Origin of the sequence: Sinimarinibacterium flocculans, from assembly GCF_003201205.1 — a bacterium.
GTDB lineage: Bacteria > Pseudomonadota > Gammaproteobacteria > Nevskiales > Nevskiaceae > Solimonas > Solimonas flocculans.
Genome location: NZ_QICN01000001.1, coordinates 351,717 through 371,633, shown reverse-complemented (window position 1 = coordinate 371,633; position 19,917 = coordinate 351,717). Strand labels below are relative to the sequence as shown.

The window sequence follows — 19,917 nt, the reverse complement described above, 5'->3', positions numbered from 1 at the left end:
CTGGGGAGAGGGCCGCGCGCAGCGCTGAGTCGGTACAGCTACGCCGTCTTCGCCCGCGCCCTCTCCCTGATCCTCTCCCGTAAACGGGAGAGGGGACGCTGGGGCGCAGCGTTCGGATCATGAGCTAAGTAGCTGCCTGTTCGGCGAGCTGCTTCGCCGCGAACTCGCGCAGCGCCGCGGTCTTGATCTTGTTCGAGCCGGTCAGCTCCAGATCGGTCTCGGCGATGACCAGCACGCGGCGCGGCACCTTGTAGCTCGACAGCTGCCTGGCGACGAAGCCGCGCACGGTCGGCTCGTCGACCGGCGCGCCGTCCTCGGGGACGACGCAGGTCACGACCATCTCGCCCAGGGTGTCGTGCGGCACGCCCACGGTCGCTGCGATCTTCACGCCCGGACACTGCATCGCCACGGTATTGATCTCCAGCGGCGACACATTGGCGCCACCGGTCTTGATGATGTCGTTGAGGCGCCCCCTCCAGTGCAGGCGGCCCTGCTCGTCGATGAAACCGCCGTCGCCGGTGCGCAGGAAGCCGTCGATGTCGAAGGTGTCCTCGGCAGGCACGTCGAGATAGCCAAGCATCAGCGTCGGTCCCTTGACCGCGATCTCTCCCGACTCGCCCTGCGGCACGACCTCGCCGGTCAGCGGATCGACGATGCGGATGGTGTTGCCGGGCAAGGCGAAGCCGCTGTTGCCGTCGGCGATCGCCGGCGGCGTCCCGCTGGGATGGACGGTGACGACAGTGAAGGTTTCGGTGTTGCCGTAGGCGGCGATCGGCTCCTGCCAGTCGGCGTTCACCGTCGGATGCTCGCGCAGCGGCGACAGCGCGCCGACATAGCGCAGCGACGACAGGTCGGTGTCCGCATAGGCCGGATCGTCGACCAGCTTGCCCCACTGATGCGGCCAGGCCACCGGCAGCGTCGCCTTCTCCGCCTGCATCAGGCGCAGGGCCTCGCCGGGCAGGAAGGCGCTCTGCAGCACCAGGCAGCCACCGGCGGCGAAGGTCGTGCCCAGCCCCATGCAGAAGTTGCCGGACCAGAAGAAGCCGTTCGCCGACCAGGTGCGCACGTCGGCATCGACGTTGTAGATGCGCTTCCAGCGCCACGACTGGATCGCCGCGGCGCGATGCGAATGCTGGATCGCCTTGGGCTTGGCGGTCGAGCCGGACGAGAAGAAGATGAAGCCGCGGTCTGTCGGCGCAACTTCGGCCGCCATCGCCTCAACCAGCGCCTTGTCCGCGAGCGGGCCGCGCAGGAAACCGTCCCAGGATTCGAACGCCCCCGCCGGCGTCTCGCCGATGCACACGGCCTGGCGCAGATACGGCAGACCCGGCGTCATCATCGGAATCTTCGACGTGCCCAGCGCCGGACAGAACTCCAGCAGCTCCTGCGCAAAGTCGCGCCCCATGATCGACCGCTCGAAGATCAGCAGCGACACGTCGGCGACGCGCAGCTGGTACTCCAGCTCGCTGCCCTTGGAGAACGTGCTGAGCGCAACGCAGGTCGCGCCGGTGAGCGCGATGCCGAACATGCCGGTGACCCACTCCGGCCGGTTGGTCACCATCAGGCCGACGCGCGTGTCCTTGGTCACGCCGCGCGCCACCAGTGCACGGGCCACCGTCACGGCCTCGTCCCAGACCTCGGTGTAAGTCTTGCGCAGCACCGTGCCGTCCGGCAGGTGGTAGACCATGGCCTCGCGCGGTCCGTTGGCGTCGCAGACCTCGCGCAGGAAGCCGCCAAGCGTCAGCGCGCCGAGTGCTTCTTCGGCCAGCGGCTTGCCCTGGATGATCGAGAGGGCCATCAGTCGGTTCTCCTTGCATGCATGCGACGACGCACTTCGTCCGGCAGCGGCTCGACACCGGCGTCGAGTTGCGCGCCGAGCGTCTTGAACAGCATGCCGGCGATCTCGTAGCAGCCGACGGTGTAGATCAGGTCGATACGCTGTTCGAGCGTGAGGTGCTGCGACAGCCGTTCCCAGGTCGCATCGCCAATGCGCGCGTCGGCCTGCAGCTCGTCCACCGCGCGCAGCAGGTCGGCGTCGAGCGGGCTCCAGCCCGGTGCCTCGGGGCCACGCTGCAGGCGCTCGATGTCGGCATCGCTCAGGCCGAAACGCTTGCCGAGCACGACATGCTGCAGGAACTCGTACTCCGAACCGCGCAGCCAGCTCATCCGCAGGATCAGCAACTCGCGCTCGCGCTTGCCGATCGTGCTGGTGACGGCGACATGATTGTTGAACGTCAGGAAGGCCCTGGTCGCGAGCGGATGCTGCAGCATGACGCCGAGGCCGTTGACGCCGCGCGGGTCCTTCTGCCAGTTCGCAAGTACGAAGTCGCGCGCACCGGGCATCGCGCTCATCGCGTCGTGTTCGGCCTCGCCCCAATCGGCAGGCAGCTTTGGCTCGACGCGGGGCTTGGGGTACCCACTCCTTGCATCGTTCATCGGGCTTTCCACTCCGAGGTCAGCGCAAAGTCGGACAGGTACTTGGTCGAACTCCAGCCACCATCGACGACGATGGTCTGGCCGTTGATGAAGCTCGCCCCCGGCGTGCACAGGAAGGCGATGGTGCTGGCGATGTCCTCGACCTCGCCCAGGCGCGTGTGTGGCGTCATCTCGACGTTGATGCGCTTGAAGCGCTCGTCCTGCAGGCGTCCCTCGGTCATCGGCGTCACCGTCACACCCGGCGCGACGGCGTTGCAGCGGATGCCCTGCGCGCCGTACTGGCAGGCGATGTGCTGGGTCAGGCCGGTCATGCCTGCCTTCGCCGCCGAGTAGGCGCCGCCACGCATGCCGCCGACCACGGCGAAGGTGGAAGTGACGTTGATGATCGCCGAGCCCGGCTTCATGTGGCCGATGGCCTCGCGCGCCATGCGGAACGGCGCGCGCAGCATCAGGCCGAGGAAGTAGTCGAGCGTTTCGTCGTCGGTCTCGTGCAAGGGCTTGGGGCTGCCGACGCCGGCGTTGTTGACGAGAAAGTCGATTCGCCCCCAGCGCGACATCGCCAGCGCCGCGACCTGTTCGGGCGCGGCGTCGGTGGTCAGGTCCACGGCCAGCGTGGCGATCTGGTCCGGCTTGCCGATGGCGGAGGCGAGACCGGCCAGCTTGTTCTCGTCGCGGCCGACGCCGACGACGGCCATGCCCATCTGCGCCAGCTTGACGGCCGTGCCGAATCCGATCCCGCTGCTCGCGCCTGTAACGATGGCTACCTGCATCTGACCCGTCCGTAGCTTGTCTGGATGAACCGCGACACCGAGCGGGCACGACGCTTCCGGCCGATTCTCGCTGCGACGGTAGCGGCAATCTAGAACAGGATGGCAGCCGGCGTATTGATCGCCCGTGAGATGAGCGTTGTCCCTGCGTGACAAGGCCGCCGTCGCGCGCCGCAACGTGCGGCGGCGGCGCTATAAATGCAGGCTGGTAAGAGCAGCTCCCTCTCCCCGCTGGCGGGGAGAGGGCCGGGGTGAGGGGCGCGCCGAAGGCGCACGAGCATTGCGACCAAGCTGCCCCTCATCCGCCCTTCGGGCACCTTCTCCCCGCGAGCGGGGAGAAGGAGACGACAGTTCGAGCACGAGCATGACCAGCAACAGCAGCGCCCTGTCGGGTATCCGCGTCATCGACATGAGCCGCGTCTTCGCGGCGCCGGTGGGCGCCCAGATCCTCGGCGACCTCGGTGCCGATGTGATCAAGATCGAGCGTCCCGGCATCGGCGACGACGGCCGCGGCTACGGCTTCTCCTCGGTGCCCGGCAAGGACGGCATCGAGACCCGCCATTCCAGTTTCTTCACCGTCTCCAACCGCAACAAGCGCTCGATCACGCTGAACCATGCCAAGCCGGAGGGACAGGAGATCCTGCGCAAGCTGGTCGCCACCGCCGACGTGCTGATCGAGAACTACAAGGTCGGCGACCTGAAGCGCTTCGGCCTGGACTACGACAGCCTCAGCACCATCAATCCGCGGCTGATCTACTGCTCGGTCACCGGCTTCGGCCAGACCGGGCCGATGGCCGCCCTGCCCGGCTACGACGGCCTGTTCCAGGCCACCGGCGGCATGATGGCGGTGACCGGCATTCCCGACGGCCAGCCCGGCGCCGGACCGCTGAAGACCGGGCCCAGCCTGGTCGACTACATGACCGGCCACAACACCGCGCTGGCGATCATGGGCGCGCTGATGTACCGCCACCGGACCGGCGAAGGCCAGTACATCGACATCGCGCTGCTCGACAGCTCGGTGGCGATGGTCAGCCACATCATGCAGGACTACCTGATCAGCGGCGAGGCGCCGCCGCGCCTGGGCAACGGCGGCAACGGCGGCGGCCCGGCCGACCTGATCCACTGCAAGGACGGCATCGTCTATCTGACCGCCGGCACCGACGAACACTACCGTCGCCTCACGGTCCTGATGAACCAGCCCGAACTCAACGACGATCCGCGCTTCAACACCAACTTCAAGCGCGGCAAGACGCATCGCGCCGAGCTGATGGACATCATCAACACCTGGAGCCGGCAGTTCCCGGTCGCCGAGATGATCGCCAGGCTGGACGAGGCCGGCATTCCTTCGGCCCGCTACAACACCCTGCCCGACGTCTGGAAGGAGCCGCAGGTCCAGCACCGGAAGCTGCGGGCGCGCACCCCGCATGCCTATGCCGCGGCCGGCTACGTGGATCTGATCGCCAGCCCCCTGGCGCAGATGTCGAAGAGCCCCGCGACGATCCGCAGCGCACCGCCGATGCTCGGCGAGCACACGCGCGAGGTGCTGGCGGAACTGGGCTATGACGACGCCAGGATCACCGAGCTGCAGAACCTGAAAGTGATCTGAGACAGCGACCCGAAGGGCCGCACCCGCACATCGCGAGGAGAACATCCGAATGTCGCAGCACACCGGCCGTTTCGCCGCCGCCGCGTCCGCCCGGACCGCCGAAGGCTGGCGGCTGGAGCGCCTGACGCCTCCCAGTCGCCTGTTCGGCGCCAACGGCCTGCGCACCGGCGCCGATGGCCGCCTCTACGTGGCGCAGGTCTCGGGCAGCCAGGTCAGCGCAATCGACGTCGACAGCGGCGCGATCGAGGTCATCAGCCCGACGGGCGGCGACATCGTCGCACCCGACGACATCGCCTTCGACGACGACGGCAACCTCTACGCCACCGAGATCACCGAAGGCCGCATCGGCATGCTCAGGCGCGACGGCCGCTATCGCGTCATCAATGGCGACATCCCGGTCGCCAACCCGATCACCTTCCATCAGGGTCGCCTGATCGTCGGCGAGTGCCGCCCCGGCGGCCGCATCATGGAACTGGACCGCAACGACGGCCGCGCGCGCATCATCGCCAGCGACGTGCCGATGCCCAACGCCTTCTCGGTCGGGCCGGACGGCAAGCTGTACTTCCCGGTCATGGGCACCAACGAGATCTGGCGCGTCGACCTCGCTGGCGGTGCGCCGGAGAAAGTCGCGGGCGATCTGGGCGTGCCGGACTCGGTGAAGTTCGACGCGCAGGGCTTCATCGTGTCCACGCAGGTGGCCAGCGGCCAGGTGCTGCGCATCGATCCGCAGACCGGCGAACGCACGCTGCTCGCGCAGCTCACGCCCGGCCTGGACAACTGCAGCTTTGTCGGCGAGCGCCTGTTCGTCTCCAACATCTCCGGCTATATCGTCGAAGTGCTCAAGGACGGCACGACGCGAGAGCTGGTGCCGGACGGCTTCAACTGGCCGCTGGGCCTCGCCGTCGACGACGATGGTTCTCTCTACGTCGCCGACGGTGCGTTCTCCTGGCGGCTGCGCCCCGATGGGACGCGCGCATCGCTCGGCCACCTGTTCGCCCCCGGCTATCCCGGCTATTCGCGCGGTGTCGCCCACAGCGGGCCTGGAGCGTTCGTCGTCACCACCGCTAACGGCGATGTGGCGCGCTACCGGCCGGACGCACCGTCCAGCGAAGTGCTGGCCAGCGGCTTGGACCAGCTCTACGGCGTTGCCGTCGCACCCGGTGGTGCGGTGGTGTTCGCCGAACTCGGCGGCGGTCGCGTGTTGTCCTTCGCCAACGGCACGGCGGACACGCTGACCAGCGGCCTGCACCAGCCGTCCGGCGTCGCGGTCGACAGCGATGGCACGGTCTACGTCAGCGAGTCCGCAGGCGGCCGCGTCGTCAAGCTCGCGCGCGGCAAGGCCGAAACCGTCATCGATGGCCTGCAGCAGCCGCAGGGCCTGCTGGTGCACGCCGGCGTGCTGCACGTGGTCGATGCGGGCCGCAAGGAACTGGTCTGTCTCAATCTCGGCAGCGGCGCACGCGACGTACTCGCCACGAACCTGCCGGTCGGCGCACCGGCCGGCGTCGTGCCCAAGGCACTGGGCGCGATCGGCACTCTGTCTGGTCCGATGGGGCCATTCGCCGGCCTCGCCGCGGGTGCCGACGGTACGCTGTATCTGTCCGGTGATGCCGAGGGCAGCGTGCTCGCGCTGCGGCGCACCGTTTAGGAACCCAATGAGCATTCTGCTGCCCTCGCCCGCTTGCGGGAGAGGGTGCCCGAAGGGTGGGAGAGGGCGGCGCGCAGCGCCGTTACGCCGTTGCTCAGTTGCGCAGGCAGCAAGAACCCGCTTCGCGGGCCCTCTCCCCCGCCCCTCTCCCGCAAGCGGGAGAGGGGAGAAGAACAACAAGGCGCGTGAGGCATGACGACCCAGCACAGCATCGATCACCATCGACCCGTCCTCGTGACCGGCGCCAGCGGCTTCGTCGGCAGCCACATCACGCGCCTGCTCGTGCAGAGCGGACGCACCGTGCGGGTGCTGCTGCGCAGGACCAGCCGCACCGAGGCACTGGACGGACTGCCGGTCGAGATCCACTACGGCGACGTGCTCGATCCGGCGTCGCTGCGCACGGCGATGGACGGCTGCCATACGGTGTTCCATAGCGTCGTCGATCCGCGCTTCTGGCTCAGCGACCCGACGCCGATCTGGCGCAACAACGTCGACGGCGTGGTCAACAGCATGGACGCGGCGCTGGCCTGCGGCGTGAAGCGCTTCATCTTCACCAGCTCGATGGGCACGCTCGGCTTCAATCCGGACGGACCGGTGACCGAGGACATCCCGTTCAACTGGATGGATCGGGCCTCGCCGTACATCCGCGCGCGCGTCGAGGCCGAAAACCGCTTCCTCGTCTACTGTCGCGAGAAGCAGCTGTCCGGCACCGCGCTGTGCGTGGCCAACACCTACGGCCCCGAGGACTACCAGCCGACGCCGCACGGCGGCGCGCTGTGGGACACGGCCAACGGACGCATCAAGGCCTGCCTCGACGCCGGGGCACCGACCGTCGACATCCGTGACGTGGCGGAAGCGGCCCTGCTCGCGGAGGCGCGCGGACGCAGCGGCGAGCGCTACATCATCGCCAACGAGTTCATCCGCAACCGCGACTTCTATGGCATGGCCGCCGCGTTGCGTGGCAACGCGCCGCCCAAGGTCATTCCGCTTCGGGTCGGCTACGCAGTCGCCTGGGTCGCGGAACGCATCTTCAGGCTGATCGGCCGCAAGGACTATCTGGTCCGCACCGACGCCGTGTTTCTGTCCGACGCCTTCCGCGAAATGGACAACGGCAAGGCGCGGCGCGAACTGGGCTGGAACCCGCGCCCGATTGCCGAAACGGTGCGCGATGCGATCGACTGGCACGCACAACGCGAGCAGGCGCGCACCAAAGCCGCCTGACCTCAGCCCGTGCTTTCGACTGCCTGCGCACCGAGCCCGCGCGGCATCACGCGGGCCTTGAACTCGTCCACGATCTCGAACACGACCGGCACGACCAGCAGGCTCAGCACGGTGGACGTGATCAGTCCGCCGATCACCACCAGTGCCATCGGCTGGCGGAACGCATCGTCGCCGCTGAGCACCAGCGCGATCGGCATCATGCCCGCGCCCATCGCGACCGTGGTCATCACGATCGGCCGCGCCCGCTTGTGACAGGCATCGATCAGCGCATCGGTGCGGTTCATGCCCAGGTCGCGCCGCGCCATGATCGCGTAGTCGACCAGCAGGATGGAGTTCTTGGTGACGATGCCGATCAGCATCAGCAGCCCGATCAGCGCCGACATCGACAGCGGCAGGCCGAACAGCCATAGCAGACCCAATGCACCGGTGGCCGCCAGCGGCAGTGCTGCGAGCACCGTGACCGGCTGACCGAAGTCATGGAACAACAGCACCATGACCGCGTAGACACAGAAGATGCCGGCGAGCATGGCCAACATGAAGCCGTCGACCATCTCGGTCATGTACTCGACGTCGCCGGACTCGATCTCTCTCACGCCGGACGGCAATGCCTTCAGCGTCGGCAAGGCTCGCGCTTCCTTGAGCACGTCACCGATCGGTCGGCCTTCGAGATCCACCGACAGCTTGACGACGCGGCTGCGATCGTAGCGATCGATCTGTGCCGGACCACCCGCCAGGCTGATGCCGGCGATATTCGCCAGGGGCACGGCATAGCCGGCGTCGCTGCGCACACGCAGCTGACCGATCATCGCCGGATCGCTGCGTGCATCGGGATCGAGCTGCACGCGCACATACAGTTGCCGTCCCGGCAGGTTCATGCGCGGCAGGTTGAAGTCGTAGTCGCCGACCGTGGCGACACGCACCACCTCGCCGATCGCGGCGGAGGTGATGCCCAGCTCCGCGGCGCGCGCGAAGTCGGGCCGGATGACGATCTCGGGTCGCTGCAGGCTCGCCGACGAGGTCACCGCGCCGATACCGCGCAGCGTACGCAACTCGGTTTCGACCGCGCGTGCCGTGCGCATCAGCACCTGCGGGTCATCGCCGGCGAGGATCAGGTTCATCTTCTCGCCCGGCGTACCGCGTCCGATGCTGACCCGCGCGCCGGGCAGCGGCGCCAGCGCTTCGCGCATCGCCACGCGCAGTTCGTCGATCGTGTGGCGCCGGCCCGCCTCAGCCGTGAAGCGCGCAGTCAGCTGAGCCGTGCGCACCTCCGCTGCTGCGAGGCTGTCGCGGATGTTCCCGGTCTGCACGCCGGCGCCGATCGTCGTGTACACCAGTTCCACGAAGGGAAGCTCGGCCAGTAGCACGCGCGCGCGCTCGGCCAGCTCCCGAGTCTGCTCCAGCGAGCTCCCGGGTGGCGCCTCGACGATCGCTACCTCGTTCGACGAGTCGGTGCCGGCGATGAAGGCCATCGGCAACTGGCCGATCATCACCAGCGACACGAGAAAGAATGCGCCAGCGCCGACGACCGTCGTCCGCGGGTGGTCGAGGCACCAGCGCGCCGCCTTGAGGTAGCCCAGCATCAGCCGGCCGTCGTGGTGCACCTGCGTGCGCGGCTTCAGCAGATAGGCCGCCATCATCGGTGTCAGCAGGCGCGCGACGAGCAGCGAGAACAGCACGGCCGCCGCCGCCGTCCAGCCGAACTGGCGGAAGAGGCTGCCGGTCATGCCGCCGGCGAAGGCGGTCGGCAGGAACACCGCGACCAGCGTCAGCGAGGTGGCGATGACGGCGAGACCGATCTCGTCGGCCGCCTCCATCGCGGCCTTCAGCGGCGGCTTGCCCATCTCCAAATGGCGCATGATGTTCTCGACCTCGACGATCGCGTCGTCGACGAGGATGCCGATGACCAGCGTGAGCGCCAGCAGGGTCAGGACGTTCAGGTAGTACCCCATCGCCATGATGACGATGAAGGTCGGGATGATCGACAGCGGCAGCGCCACGGCGGAAACCAGCGTCGCGCGCCAGTCGCGCAGGAAGGCCCACACCACAAGTACCGCGAGAATGCAGCCCTCGTAGAGCGCACGCATCGCCGCCTGGTATTCGGACTTGCTGTGATCGACCGTGTTCGACACCTCGACGAAACGCACCTGCGGATGTGCATCCTGCAGCGCCTCGATGCCGGCGTAGACACCCTTCGAGGTGGTGACGTCGTCATGACCGCGCGCGCGCATGATGTCGACGCCGACGACCTGCTCGCCGTCCAGCAACGCCAGCTGGCGGCGTTCCGCGTGCGTGTCGCGTACCTCCGCGACATCGGCAAGCCGCAGCCTGCGTCCGTCGGCCAGCGGCAGCGACATCTGAGCCAGCGCCGACGCGTCGGTCACCGTGCCGAGCGTCCTGACCGTCTGCTCGAGCCCGCTCAGGTCGCCACGACCGCCCGGCGCCTCCTGCTGCATGCGTCGCAACTGGCTGCTGATCTGGCCCGGCGTGACCTGCTGCGCCTGCAGGCGGATCGGATCGAGTTCCACGCGCACCTCGCGTGTCACCCCGCCCTGCCGGCGCACTTCGGCAACGCCGCGAACCTGCAACAGGGCCCGACTCACGGTGTCGTCGACGAACCACGACAGGTCGGCCTCGTCCATGCGATCCGAGGACACCGCATAGGTCACCATCGGCAGGCCGGCGATCTCGACGCGCGAGACCACCGGCTCCTGCATCTCCGACGGCAGCGTCGAGCGGATGCGGGCGACCGCGTCGCGCACGTCGATCACCGCCTCCTGCGTCTGCTTCTCGTAGGCGAACTCGATCATCATGCTGACAGCGCCGTCGTTGATCGTCGTCGTCACGTGGCGCACGCTGCCAATGCTCGACACCGCATCCTCGATCGGACGCGCCACCTCGGCTTCGAGTTGCTCGGGCGCCGCACCGGGCACGTTGGCAACCAGCGACACGGAGGGAAACTCCATGTCCGGCATGCTCTGGATGCCGAGCCGCTCGAAGGCGATCAGCCCCGCCACCGTCAGCATGAAGAACAGCAGGATCGACGGCGTCGGCTGCCGGATCGCCCAGGAGGAGAAGTTCATGAGACCGGCGACTCCGTGGCCACGTCGACCCGGTCGCCGTCGGCGAGAAAGGCGCCGCCGGAGCGCACGAAGCGGTCCTGCGACCCGATGTCGCCGAGAATCTCGATCGCACCGTTGCGGCGTCGGCCGCCGGATACCTTCACCTGATGCACGCGCTGATTCGCGTCGACGCGCATCAGATAGCTGTTGCCGTCGCGCAGCACGACGGCCGACTCCGGCACCGTCAGCGCCTCGCGTTGCGCCAGCGCGAAGTGACCGCTGACGTACATGCCAGCTGCCAGACCGCTGTCTGACGGCAGATCGACATAGACGATGCCGTTGCGCGTGCGCGCATCGACCGTCGGCGCCACCTGCCGCACCGAGCCGGCGACGACACTGCCGTCGGCGCGGGCGATCTCGACCGTCATGCCCGGCTCGAGTCGCGCCAGATCCGCCGCGGGCACCTCCGCACGCCACTCGAGCCGGCCGTCCCGCAGCAGGCGGAACAGTTCCCCGCCGAGCGTGCCGACCGAACCCAGCGTGGCCGAGCGCGAGGTGATCACGCCGTCATCGGGGGCGGTGATGCGCGCGTAGCGCAGCTTGAGCCGCTGCGCCTCGCGCTGCGCCTTCGCCGATTCGACGCGCGCCTGGGCGACGGCTGCCGCGGTACGGTAGGCCTGCGCCGCCTGCGCCGAGATCGCCTGCGTGTCCTGCAGGCGATCGACGCGCTGGGCGTCGGCCTGCGCCTCCACGAGGGTCGCTTCGGCAACCGCCACCTCCGCGTCCAGGCGCGCCAGTTCGGCGCGCAGGCTGTCCTCGTCATAGCGTGCGAGCAAATCGCCGCGTTTGACCACGTCGCCAACGTCGGCGAGCACCTTCTTCAGCCGCACACCGGCCACCTCGGTGCCGATCACCGCCTCCTGCCATGCCGCAATCTCGCCGCTGGCGCTGAGGCGGTCGGGCCACTGCTCGGCTCGCGGCTCGATCAGTTCCACCGACAGTACCGCGCGACTCTCGGTCGCCGCTATGTCCTCCTGCGCCGGCGCGCCACAGCCCGAAAGTCCGGCAACGCCCGCTGCGCACAGCACCAACGCCGCACGCCCCTGTGACCACAACCACGAACCCCGGACCTTCAAGCGCCTACCCCGACTTTGCCCATCAAAAGATATGCAATATCATATTGCATATCTCATGCGATTCAAGACCTACCGGCCTCACCTTTCGACAGCGCAGGACGCGCGGGCCGTGCGCACGCGCGCATCGTTCCGCGATGCGCTGCTCTCATTGCTGGACTCGACGCCGCTCGACCAGATCAGCATCCGCGACATCGCCGCCGAGGCCGGGGTCAGCTACACGACCTTCTTCCGCCACTACCCCACGCGCGAGGCACTGCTCAGCGACATCGCGACCGAGGAGATGCGCCAGCTGCTGGCGCTGACCATGCCGATGGTCGATGGAAGAGGCGTGCAGGAAGCGTCGCTCGAACTGTTCCGCTACGTGCGCGAGAACCGCCGCCTGTGGTCGACGCTGCTGACCGGCGGCGCCGGCGACGCGCTGCGGGCCGAACTGCTCCAGACCTCGCTCGAGATCGCGAAGCGTCGCGCGAGTCCCCAGGACTGGCCGCCGCCCGACATCGGCACACTGCTCGTCGTCAGCGGCACGATCGAAGTCCTGACCTGGTGGCTGCGTCAGGACGCACGCCTGCCGGTCGAACGCGTCGCCGACATCCTCTACCGCTTCGTGATCCTGCCGATCATGCCAGCCGCGGCCACGACACCCTCGCCTGCCCCCGGGAAGCCCTCACCCGAAAAACCCGCGCGAAACGTCCGCAAGTAGCGCGGCATCACTGCGGCTGGTTCGGCACGCCCTCGAACAGTTGCTCGGTGGGTCCGGCGGTGACCAGCCCCATCTGCTTGGTCGCCAGATGCGGAGCGAACACCGCCAGGTAGGCCAGGTGACCGACGATGATGAAGGCGGCGATCGACAGCAGCGCCGAACGGGTGCGCGTGCGGGTCCTCGCATCGGCCCAGGCATCGACGATCGTGCGCCCTTGCACATCGATCCGGCCCAGCAGGTAGGTGAACACCATCATCTGCACGCCCATCGCCAGCGCGTCGTACAGCGGGTACTGGTAGCGCGTCCCCTCCCAGAGCGCGAGACCCTCGATGACGCGCCCGTAGTAGAAGACACCGAAGCGCGGCCCGAACAGCGCATTGAATACGAAGGCCCAGGCACAGCCGACGACCAGGCCGGTGACCAGCAGCGCGTATGGCCTGCGCCATCGCAGCCTACGGCTCAGGCGACGGCCGAGCCCGGCACCGATCACCGCGGGCAAAACAAAGTAGGCGATGTAGCCTGGCGGCACGGCGGCGGGCAACCCGCCACCCCAGGTCATGTTCATCGGCCACCAGGCCGGCATGCGCGGCAGCTCCGGGGGAAACTGCGCGTAGACCGCCCAGTCGTAGGGCGCCTCGATCCACGAGAACGAGATCGCGGAGATGCAGACCAGCAGCAGCGGATGCAGACGTCCGCGCCGGACACTCAGATACAGCCCGGCGGCGACGAACGCCGCCCCTCCGACATAAGCAAAGGCCTGTCCCCACTGCAACGCGGGGCTCAGCTCAGGCATCGTCGTGCTCCACGCCAGCCCCCGACGGCGACCGCCGGGCTTCCGGATCGAGGCGGCCGACCAGCGCAAAGATCAGCGCGATCAATCCACCCAGCGAGCCCAGCATGATGACAGCGCCCACGCGGACCGCCTTTTCAGTGCCGGACGGCCGTGAACGGGAAGGAGCCCATGATCGAGGCCTTGATCTTGCCGTTCATCGAACCGCCCTCGACCACCCCGTCGAACTTGAGTTTCAACGGAAGCGGCTTGCTGATCTTGTTGACCCAGGACACCTTGCCGGTGCGGCTGTCATAGGCGATCTCGTCGACCTTCTCGACCTGGCCGAGTGCCGCTTGCGTACCGCCCAGTGCACCGTTCACCAGCGCAAGTTCCAGCGTCGTCTCCTGCGGTCCGGTCGGCCCGTAGATCGTGACCGTCCACACCCCCTCGATGGACGCCGGCGGACCGGCATTGACGGCGCCGGCCGTCGCTGCCGGTGCAGCCGACGGCGCAGCAGAAAACGTTGCGGACGCGGCAGCAGGAACCGGAACCGTGTCCGCCGCGGGCGCTGCCTGCTGCCGGGACGCTGCGGCTGCCGGCCGTTTCGCCCCCGCACCCCAGACGAGGTGAATGCTCGTCGGTCCGGCGATGATGCTGCCGTGGAATGCCGGCGCCTGATCCGGATCGAGCCGGAACTCGGGCAGCTTGCGCAGCAGGGTTTCGTACATCACCCGCAGTTCCAGACGTGCGAGGTGCATACCCAGACAGAAGTGCGGTCCGGAACCGAACGCCATGTGCGGCTGGTTGGTGCGTTCCAGATCGAAGCGCAGCGGATCCGGGTAGACGCTGGCGTCCACACTGGCGCCGGGCAGGAACATCATCACGCGCTCGCCTTCCTTGAGCTGGACGCCGGAGAAGACAGTGTCCCGCTTGAGGATGCGGATGGGGGCGACGAACGCGTAGCGGCGCAGCAGTTCCTCGGTCGCCTTCGGAATCAGATCGGGCCGCGCACGCAGCGTCTTCTGCAGCTCCGGATCGGACGCCAGATGGCGCACGCCGAAGCCCAGGGCGTTGACCACCGTGTCGAGTCCGGCGATGAACAGGATCACACAATAGCTGAGCATCAGGTCCAGCGCCATCGGCTCGCCCTCGATCTCCAGCCCCCACAGCAGGCTGATGAGATCGTCGCGGCGGTCGTCGCGGCGCGCGATGATGGTTTCGCGCATCACCGCAGCGATGCTCTGCATCATCATCATGTTCTCTGACAGATCCGGCGTGATCGATTTCAGATGCGACTTTGCGAGATCGCGGTACTCGCGCTCCTTCTCGATCGGCAGGCCGAACATCGCCAGGAAGATCTCGACCGGATAGACGTCGGCGACCGCCTGCTGGAACTCACAATGCCCCTGCTGCGCGATCGCATCGATCAGCCGCTCGGCCAGCGCGCGGATCTTCGTCTCCATGGCCGCGACGGCCTTGGGCGAGAACGTCGAGAACAGCGGCTGCCGCAGCTTGGCGTGCAGCGGCGGATCAATGCAGATGGGCACGGGCGCCGGAATGCGTTCCTCCTCCGGCAGCTCCGCCATCATCGCGTTGAACGCTTCCGGTGCGAAGTGCTCGCTGGAGAAGGTCCCGTAGTCGCGCAGTGCCTCGGCGACCGCGGCGTGCGACTGGAACATCCAGTGTCCGCCGTTGTACGGCGTCCAGAAGATCGGCGGCGCGCGCTCCACGAGGTCTGCCGCCCGGGCGTGCGGATCGCGGCAGTACTCGGGATCGGTGTTGTAGTCGAACGCGTAGACCAGCGCGTCCGGAACGTGCGCAGGCTGCTGGACCTGGTTGGCCTTGTCGGCAGTGCTCATCAATCAGTCCTCTGCCGATGCCGAAGCCGGCGCCGGTGTCGATGCATCGGTGATCGGTGCCGGGGCCGCCGCGAGTGCGTTGCGCGAACGCGCCGCCTCCTCGCGCGCCAGCCGTTCGTCGCGGAACCTGACGAGATCGCGGTAGCCGATCCGCTTGTACAGCGGGCGCGGCTGGATGCCCCAGAGATCCTCGGCGCTGTCCTTGAAGGCCACGCCCTCGGAAGGATCGAACAGCGGATGCGGCACCTTGCACTCCGCCGCGTCGCTGGAGTAGCGGACCTTGGTCATCTCGTGGCAGATCTCGGTCAGCGACAGTGTCGGCCAGCCCATCCACACCGCAATCAGTGGCAGCGACAGCGAGGCTTCGATCACCAGGACGACGAGGCAGGCGAACAGGCCGCGCTGCAGCCAGGTGTGCATCGTCGCGTAGTGTGCGGTGGTGCCCAGCGGCAGACTGTTATCGGTTGAAGTGTTCATCGGGATGTCCTTCGGCGGGCGCCATCACTCGGAGAAGATTTCGCGGTTGACCGTATGCAGGTACGGCAGCGCGAGAAACGGCGTGATGTACCAGATGTCGTAGAGCCACCAGCCCCAGACCGGGAAGGCGATGTTCGCGTAGCGCACGTCGGCGAAGATCGTCATGTTGGTGTTGTAGCCGGTCCAGACGATGATCCCCATCCAGCAGGTGACGATCAGCCACTGCTGCCCCCAGCGCTTCATCTGCAGCAGGCCGATCGCTGCCGCCAACCGTGCACAGAACAGGCAGGGAATCAGCGCGATCTCCCAGGCCTTCTCGCCGGGCGCGCCGGCGCCGCCGACCCACAGCTCGTTGTAGTGCCAGAAGTAGCCGCCATCGAACAGCGCACCCCAGCCCACCGTCAGCACGCGGTTGATCAGCGTGTGGTGCGCGAACAGATCCAGCGTCCAGCCCATGCTGTTGAGCGCCGAGTCGATGATCACCAGATAGCCGATCAGCGTGACGATCAGCGGCCGCACGGAGAAGCCGGCGCGCGCGGCGAGCTTCTGCAGGTGCATGCCGTAGAAGAACATCGGCAAACCGATGATGCCGAGCACGCCGGTGCCCATCAGGATCGTGCCGGCGATCATCCACTTGTCGGCCTTCCACTGCGCCGCTGCGCTGTCGGCCTGGTGCGCGTCGTAGGCGCCGAAACCGCTCTGACGGATGCTTGCCATGTCGTTCTACCAGTCGCTCTTGGAGTAGAGATACATCTGGACGAGGAACGTCCCGAAGATCCAGCTGTAGATCAGGATCTGGAACACGATCATGGCCTTCTTGCGACGCCGGTCCTGCTCACTGACGCTGTGCCCGCTCATGTCCTGGATCCTCCTGGGGTGTGCGTGGCGGTGGGGTCCGAGGTCGCGGCGCCCAACAGGCTGGCTGCGGCCAGCTCCCGCAATCCGTCGGTGATGGCGCCGTCGTTCGACAACGGCGCGAGAATGCAGACGTCGGCCGCCTCGATCTCGGTGGCGCCGGAGGCGACGAGCTTGGCCGCGGTGACCAGCACGCGCGTCGACGGCGGCTCGAAGTGGAACACGTCATCGGCGTTGCGGATGGCGGTCGCGCAGTTGACCAGGCGCCTGGCGACAGCGGCGTCGATGCCGGCCTCGGCGACGAGCACTTCGGCCTCGCGCTCCGGTGGCAGATAGGTCATGGCCACGGTGACGAAGCGCTGCCGGAACGAGGGCTTGAGCTCCTTGAGCGAACTGCGGTACGCCGGGTTGTAGGAGCACACCAGCATGAAGCTGTCCGGTGCACGGACCACTTCGCCGGCACGGTCGAGGTAGAGCGTGCGGCGGTGATCGGTCAGCGAGTGCAGCACGGCCAGCGAGTCGTGCCGGGCCTCGACGACCTCGTCCATGTAGCAGATGGCGCCGTCTTTCACGGCGCGCGTCAGCGGTCCGTCGGTCCAGACCACGTCGCCACCGGTGACCATGAAGCGCCCGACCAGATCGGAGCTGGTCAGGTCGTCATGGCAGCTGATCGTCACCACCGGGCGTCCGAGCACCTCGCCCATGTACTCGACGAAGCGCGTCTTGCCGCAGCCGGTCGGCCCGGTGAGCATCACCGGCACGCGCTGCTCGGCGGCGCGCCGGAACAGCGCAACCTCGTTGCCGTTGCTCTGGTAGAAATGCTGCTGCATGCGTTCGCTATCCATTACGCGGCCACCAGTTCACGATGTACTTGCGCCAGAACGCGCGGGAGTTCCTCGACCCGGCGGATGCGCATCGAGCGCTGCGGGCCGAACACGTCCGGCAGCGGATCGACCTTGGTCTGCCCGACACCGATGTAGTACAGCGACACCGCGGCGTCCTCGGCCTCCTTGACCGCATGGGCGCTGTCGGCCCAGGCGTAGCGGCCTTCGTAGCCTTCGTCGGAGATCAGGCCGTCGCCGATGACGATCAGCAGGCGCCGCTCGGTCGGCTGAGCGAGTAGCCGACTGGTCAGATGACGCAGGGGCGCACCCAGCCGCGTGTAGCCGCCGGTCATGAGTCCGAGATCGCCCGGAATCACCGGGTGCGGGTCCTTGAAATCCTTGAGACAGGTCACGTCGACGCGATGGCGCGTCTTGCCGTTGAACACGAACAGGCCGTGACGCTCGCGGGCCAGCGCCATTGCGTGACACAGCGCGTCGGCGCAATCCAGCTCCAGCTTGAAACTCGTTCCTCCGCGCCCGCCCAGCGAAGCGCTGCCGTCCAGCAGCAGGGCGGTGGTCACATCGCGAAAGCTCGGCTGCAGGTCGCGGAATACCCGCGCTTCGGACGCCTTGCCGGTCTTCCGGTCGACGTGGAATTCGATGTACTGGTCGATGTCGAGGTCGGAGCCGTCTTCCAGGCGCCGCTGCATCACCCGGTGCGTGTGTTCTTCGAACCAGCGCCGCAAATTGGCTGGCACCGCGCGCGGCGGCTTGCGACTGACCGGCAGCTTGCGCTCGAGCACCGCGACATGGTCCGGCAGGAACTTCTGCGTCCACAGGTTCCATTCCGGGTATGGCACGCCGGCACGCTGGTCCGCACGGATCTCCGGATCGTCGTCCTCGGGGCGGCTCGGCGGCGGCAGGCGCGCACTCTTGATGGTGCCCTCCCCTCCGACCGGGATGGATTCATAGCCCGGCGACACGTAGCGTTTGCGCGTGGACCAGGGCATGCGCCCCTGGCGGCGCCGCAGCGCTTCGAGCAAACCGCGCCTCGGCGCCAGACCGACCGGCAACTGGCCCAGCACCGGGTGAAGCTGAAGCGGCGCAGGTGAATCCGCCAGCGCCATCGCCGCCTCGAGGATCGTGACGCCGTCCAGATCGGCATCCCGCATCGGCAGCTCCGGCAGGAACCGCCGCAGCTCCGGCACCAGGCCAGGCCAGCGCGTGGACAACCACCCCAGCGCGACGCCCCCTTCGACGACGGACAGCGCTGCCGACTGACGCGGCGACAGGGCCTTGAGTGTGAAGGCGGCGATCCGCGCCTTGGACGGCGCGCACTGCAGGGCGATGCCGCAGCTCCAGGTGCGCAGGGTCCACCCCGGCGTCAGCGCCGGCACCGGCACATGCGCAACGGTGCGCGCCCGGTTCATCGCAAACGTCCGCCGCTCCCCGGTCATCAGGCGCACGCCCTCGCAGCGCCCGTCGGACAGCGCCGAAGCGATGACCGCGCAGCTTCGCTCCATTCCGAGCGCATTGACGGACGACATGGCGGAGTCGCGAGGCGCGCCGGATCAGAACGTGCCGACCGAATCCATGAACCAGTACCAGAACCAGATCACCAGGCCGCAGACCCCGAACGCGAACAACAGCCGCAGGCCGTCCAGCAACAGAAGCTCAAGCATGTCGTTCTCCTCGCCCCAATCGGGATCAGTCGTGTTTCTGTTCGACAGTCAAAACTTTACTGACTCGCCAGTTGAATTTCAACTGTCGCGCAAGTAGAGTTCCATGGAGAGATCGCCACCCGCCCGTGGTCGGGCGGCGAGAATGCCGGTCCCAACCACGTGCAGGAGCCATCCAGTGACCAACGCCACCGTCAGCGAACCGACCAGCGCCCGGGCCGAGCGCACGCGCGCCGCGATCCTCGCGGCCGCCGAGGATCTGTTCGCCCGCAAGGGCTTTGCCGCCGCGCGGCTCGAGGATGTGGCCGACACCGTGCAGATGACGCGCGCTGCCCTGTTCTACTACTACAAGGACAAGCAGGCGCTGTACGACGCCATGTTTGAGGATGCGTTCGGTCCGCTCAGGGACGAGCTCGAGCGCATCCTCGCCGCATCGGATCGCAGCATTGCCGAGCGCATCGAGATGGCTGCCGGCGCCTGGATCGACACGCTGGTCGCGCGCCCGACGCTGGCCAGGCTGCTGATGCGCTTCGTCGCCGACGGCCCCGAGCCGCATGCCCACGGCATCTTCTCCGACGACGACCAGGTGGCGATGCGCTTCCTCGCGCTGTTCGAGGAAGGCTGCGCCAGCGGCGAGTTGCGCCCCGTCGAGGACAACGTCTTTCTGGTCGCCAGCTCGGTGGTCGGGACCACGATCTTCTACGCCGGCGCACTGGCCACGCTGGTGCCGCAGCAGGACCAAGCCGCATCCATGGAAGCGGAGCAGGTCGCCGGACTCAAGCGGGAGGTCCTGCGCGCGATGCGCCATCTGCTGGGCATTCAAGACACCCACAAGCGCCGCACCCGCCAGAAGAAAGCGGCGTCCACGAGGAGATAGA

At 67.7% G+C, this 19,917-nt stretch carries 18 protein-coding genes; 5 read left to right on the top strand and 13 right to left on the bottom strand.

The window, feature by feature from the left end; all coding sequences use genetic code 11:
• Nucleotides 1-124: 124 nt before the first annotated feature.
• Genes C8D93_RS01640 through C8D93_RS01630 form a run of 3 tightly spaced genes read right to left on the bottom strand, consistent with a single transcriptional unit; the run spans nucleotide 125 to nucleotide 3,206 of the window.
• On the bottom strand, nucleotides 125-1,798 hold the full coding sequence (locus tag C8D93_RS01640; protein WP_211307148.1) for a class I adenylate-forming enzyme family protein: 1,674 nt from the start codon (nucleotides 1,796-1,798) through the stop codon (nucleotides 125-127).
• The gene (locus C8D93_RS01635; RefSeq protein WP_110263821.1) at nucleotides 1,798-2,436 is read right to left on the bottom strand and encodes a carboxymuconolactone decarboxylase family protein; all 639 of its coding nucleotides are present in this window, start codon (nucleotides 2,434-2,436) and stop codon (nucleotides 1,798-1,800) included. The genes C8D93_RS01640 and C8D93_RS01635 overlap by 1 nt, the downstream gene beginning before the upstream one ends.
• A complete protein-coding gene (locus C8D93_RS01630) occupies nucleotides 2,433-3,206 on the bottom strand; it encodes an SDR family NAD(P)-dependent oxidoreductase (RefSeq protein ID WP_110263411.1) in 774 nt (257 codons plus the stop codon). The genes C8D93_RS01635 and C8D93_RS01630 overlap by 4 nt, the downstream gene beginning before the upstream one ends.
• 361 nt (nucleotides 3,207-3,567) lie before the next feature.
• On the opposite strand from C8D93_RS01630, the gene C8D93_RS01625 reads away from it, so the two are divergent.
• From C8D93_RS01625 to C8D93_RS01615, 3 genes are all read left to right on the top strand, one after another.
• Nucleotides 3,568-4,809, top strand: coding sequence for a CaiB/BaiF CoA transferase family protein (locus C8D93_RS01625; protein ID WP_110263410.1), 1,242 nt, complete (start codon nucleotides 3,568-3,570; stop codon nucleotides 4,807-4,809).
• 49 nt (nucleotides 4,810-4,858) lie between these two features.
• On the top strand, nucleotides 4,859-6,457 hold the full coding sequence (locus C8D93_RS01620) for an SMP-30/gluconolactonase/LRE family protein (protein ID WP_110263409.1): 1,599 nt from the start codon (nucleotides 4,859-4,861) through the stop codon (nucleotides 6,455-6,457).
• A gap of 192 nt (nucleotides 6,458-6,649) precedes the next feature.
• On the top strand, nucleotides 6,650-7,678 hold the full coding sequence (locus tag C8D93_RS01615) for an NAD-dependent epimerase/dehydratase family protein (RefSeq protein WP_110263408.1): 1,029 nt from the start codon (nucleotides 6,650-6,652) through the stop codon (nucleotides 7,676-7,678).
• 2 nt (nucleotides 7,679-7,680) lie between these two features.
• On the opposite strand, the gene C8D93_RS01610 is transcribed toward C8D93_RS01615, so the two are convergent.
• Together C8D93_RS01610 and C8D93_RS01605 are read right to left on the bottom strand one after the other, a co-directional pair.
• Nucleotides 7,681-10,758 (bottom strand): efflux RND transporter permease subunit, encoded by a 3,078-nt coding sequence (locus C8D93_RS01610; protein WP_110263407.1) that lies wholly within the window; start codon nucleotides 10,756-10,758, stop codon nucleotides 7,681-7,683.
• Complete coding sequence (locus tag C8D93_RS01605; RefSeq protein WP_211307147.1) at nucleotides 10,755-11,732, bottom strand: efflux RND transporter periplasmic adaptor subunit; 978 nt, start codon at nucleotides 11,730-11,732, stop codon at nucleotides 10,755-10,757. Before C8D93_RS01605 ends, C8D93_RS01610 begins: the two co-directional genes overlap by 4 nt.
• A gap of 250 nt (nucleotides 11,733-11,982) precedes the next feature.
• Here C8D93_RS01605 and C8D93_RS01600 point away from each other — a divergent pair, with 250 nt between their 5' ends.
• Complete coding sequence (locus tag C8D93_RS01600) at nucleotides 11,983-12,573, top strand: TetR/AcrR family transcriptional regulator (RefSeq protein WP_170123851.1); 591 nt, start codon at nucleotides 11,983-11,985, stop codon at nucleotides 12,571-12,573.
• A 7-nt stretch (nucleotides 12,574-12,580) separates the two neighbouring features.
• Here the strand turns inward: C8D93_RS01600 and C8D93_RS01595 are convergent, their stop codons facing one another.
• The 8 genes from C8D93_RS01595 to C8D93_RS01570 are packed head-to-tail and all read right to left on the bottom strand — an operon-like array spanning nucleotide 12,581 to nucleotide 18,907.
• Complete coding sequence (locus tag C8D93_RS01595) at nucleotides 12,581-13,366, bottom strand: spirocyclase AveC family protein (protein ID WP_110263405.1); 786 nt, start codon at nucleotides 13,364-13,366, stop codon at nucleotides 12,581-12,583.
• Nucleotides 13,359-13,487 (bottom strand): hypothetical protein, encoded by a 129-nt coding sequence (locus C8D93_RS21210; RefSeq protein WP_281269267.1) that lies wholly within the window; start codon nucleotides 13,485-13,487, stop codon nucleotides 13,359-13,361. The genes C8D93_RS01595 and C8D93_RS21210 overlap by 8 nt, the downstream gene beginning before the upstream one ends.
• A gap of 13 nt (nucleotides 13,488-13,500) precedes the next feature.
• The gene (locus C8D93_RS01590) at nucleotides 13,501-15,204 is read right to left on the bottom strand and encodes a cytochrome P450 (protein ID WP_110263404.1); all 1,704 of its coding nucleotides are present in this window, start codon (nucleotides 15,202-15,204) and stop codon (nucleotides 13,501-13,503) included.
• Nucleotides 15,205-15,207: 3 nt separating this feature from the next.
• The gene (locus C8D93_RS01585; protein WP_211307146.1) at nucleotides 15,208-15,681 is read right to left on the bottom strand and encodes a hypothetical protein; all 474 of its coding nucleotides are present in this window, start codon (nucleotides 15,679-15,681) and stop codon (nucleotides 15,208-15,210) included.
• Between the two features lie 24 nt (nucleotides 15,682-15,705).
• A complete protein-coding gene (locus tag C8D93_RS01580) occupies nucleotides 15,706-16,398 on the bottom strand; it encodes a hypothetical protein (RefSeq protein WP_110263403.1) in 693 nt (230 codons plus the stop codon).
• A gap of 6 nt (nucleotides 16,399-16,404) precedes the next feature.
• On the bottom strand, nucleotides 16,405-16,539 hold the full coding sequence (locus tag C8D93_RS21205) for a hypothetical protein (RefSeq protein ID WP_281269266.1): 135 nt from the start codon (nucleotides 16,537-16,539) through the stop codon (nucleotides 16,405-16,407).
• Complete coding sequence (locus C8D93_RS01575; RefSeq protein WP_110263819.1) at nucleotides 16,536-17,366, bottom strand: CbbQ/NirQ/NorQ/GpvN family protein; 831 nt, start codon at nucleotides 17,364-17,366, stop codon at nucleotides 16,536-16,538. Before C8D93_RS01575 ends, C8D93_RS21205 begins: the two co-directional genes overlap by 4 nt.
• A 14-nt stretch (nucleotides 17,367-17,380) precedes the next feature.
• Entirely contained in the window at nucleotides 17,381-18,907 is a 1,527-nt protein-coding gene (locus C8D93_RS01570) for a nitric oxide reductase activation protein NorD (protein ID WP_110263402.1), read from the bottom strand.
• Nucleotides 18,908-19,217: 310 nt separating this feature from the next.
• Here C8D93_RS01570 and C8D93_RS01565 point away from each other — a divergent pair, with 310 nt between their 5' ends.
• The gene (locus tag C8D93_RS01565; protein WP_170123850.1) at nucleotides 19,218-19,916 is read left to right on the top strand and encodes a TetR/AcrR family transcriptional regulator; all 699 of its coding nucleotides are present in this window, start codon (nucleotides 19,218-19,220) and stop codon (nucleotides 19,914-19,916) included.
• Nucleotide 19,917: the final 1 nt, after the last annotated feature.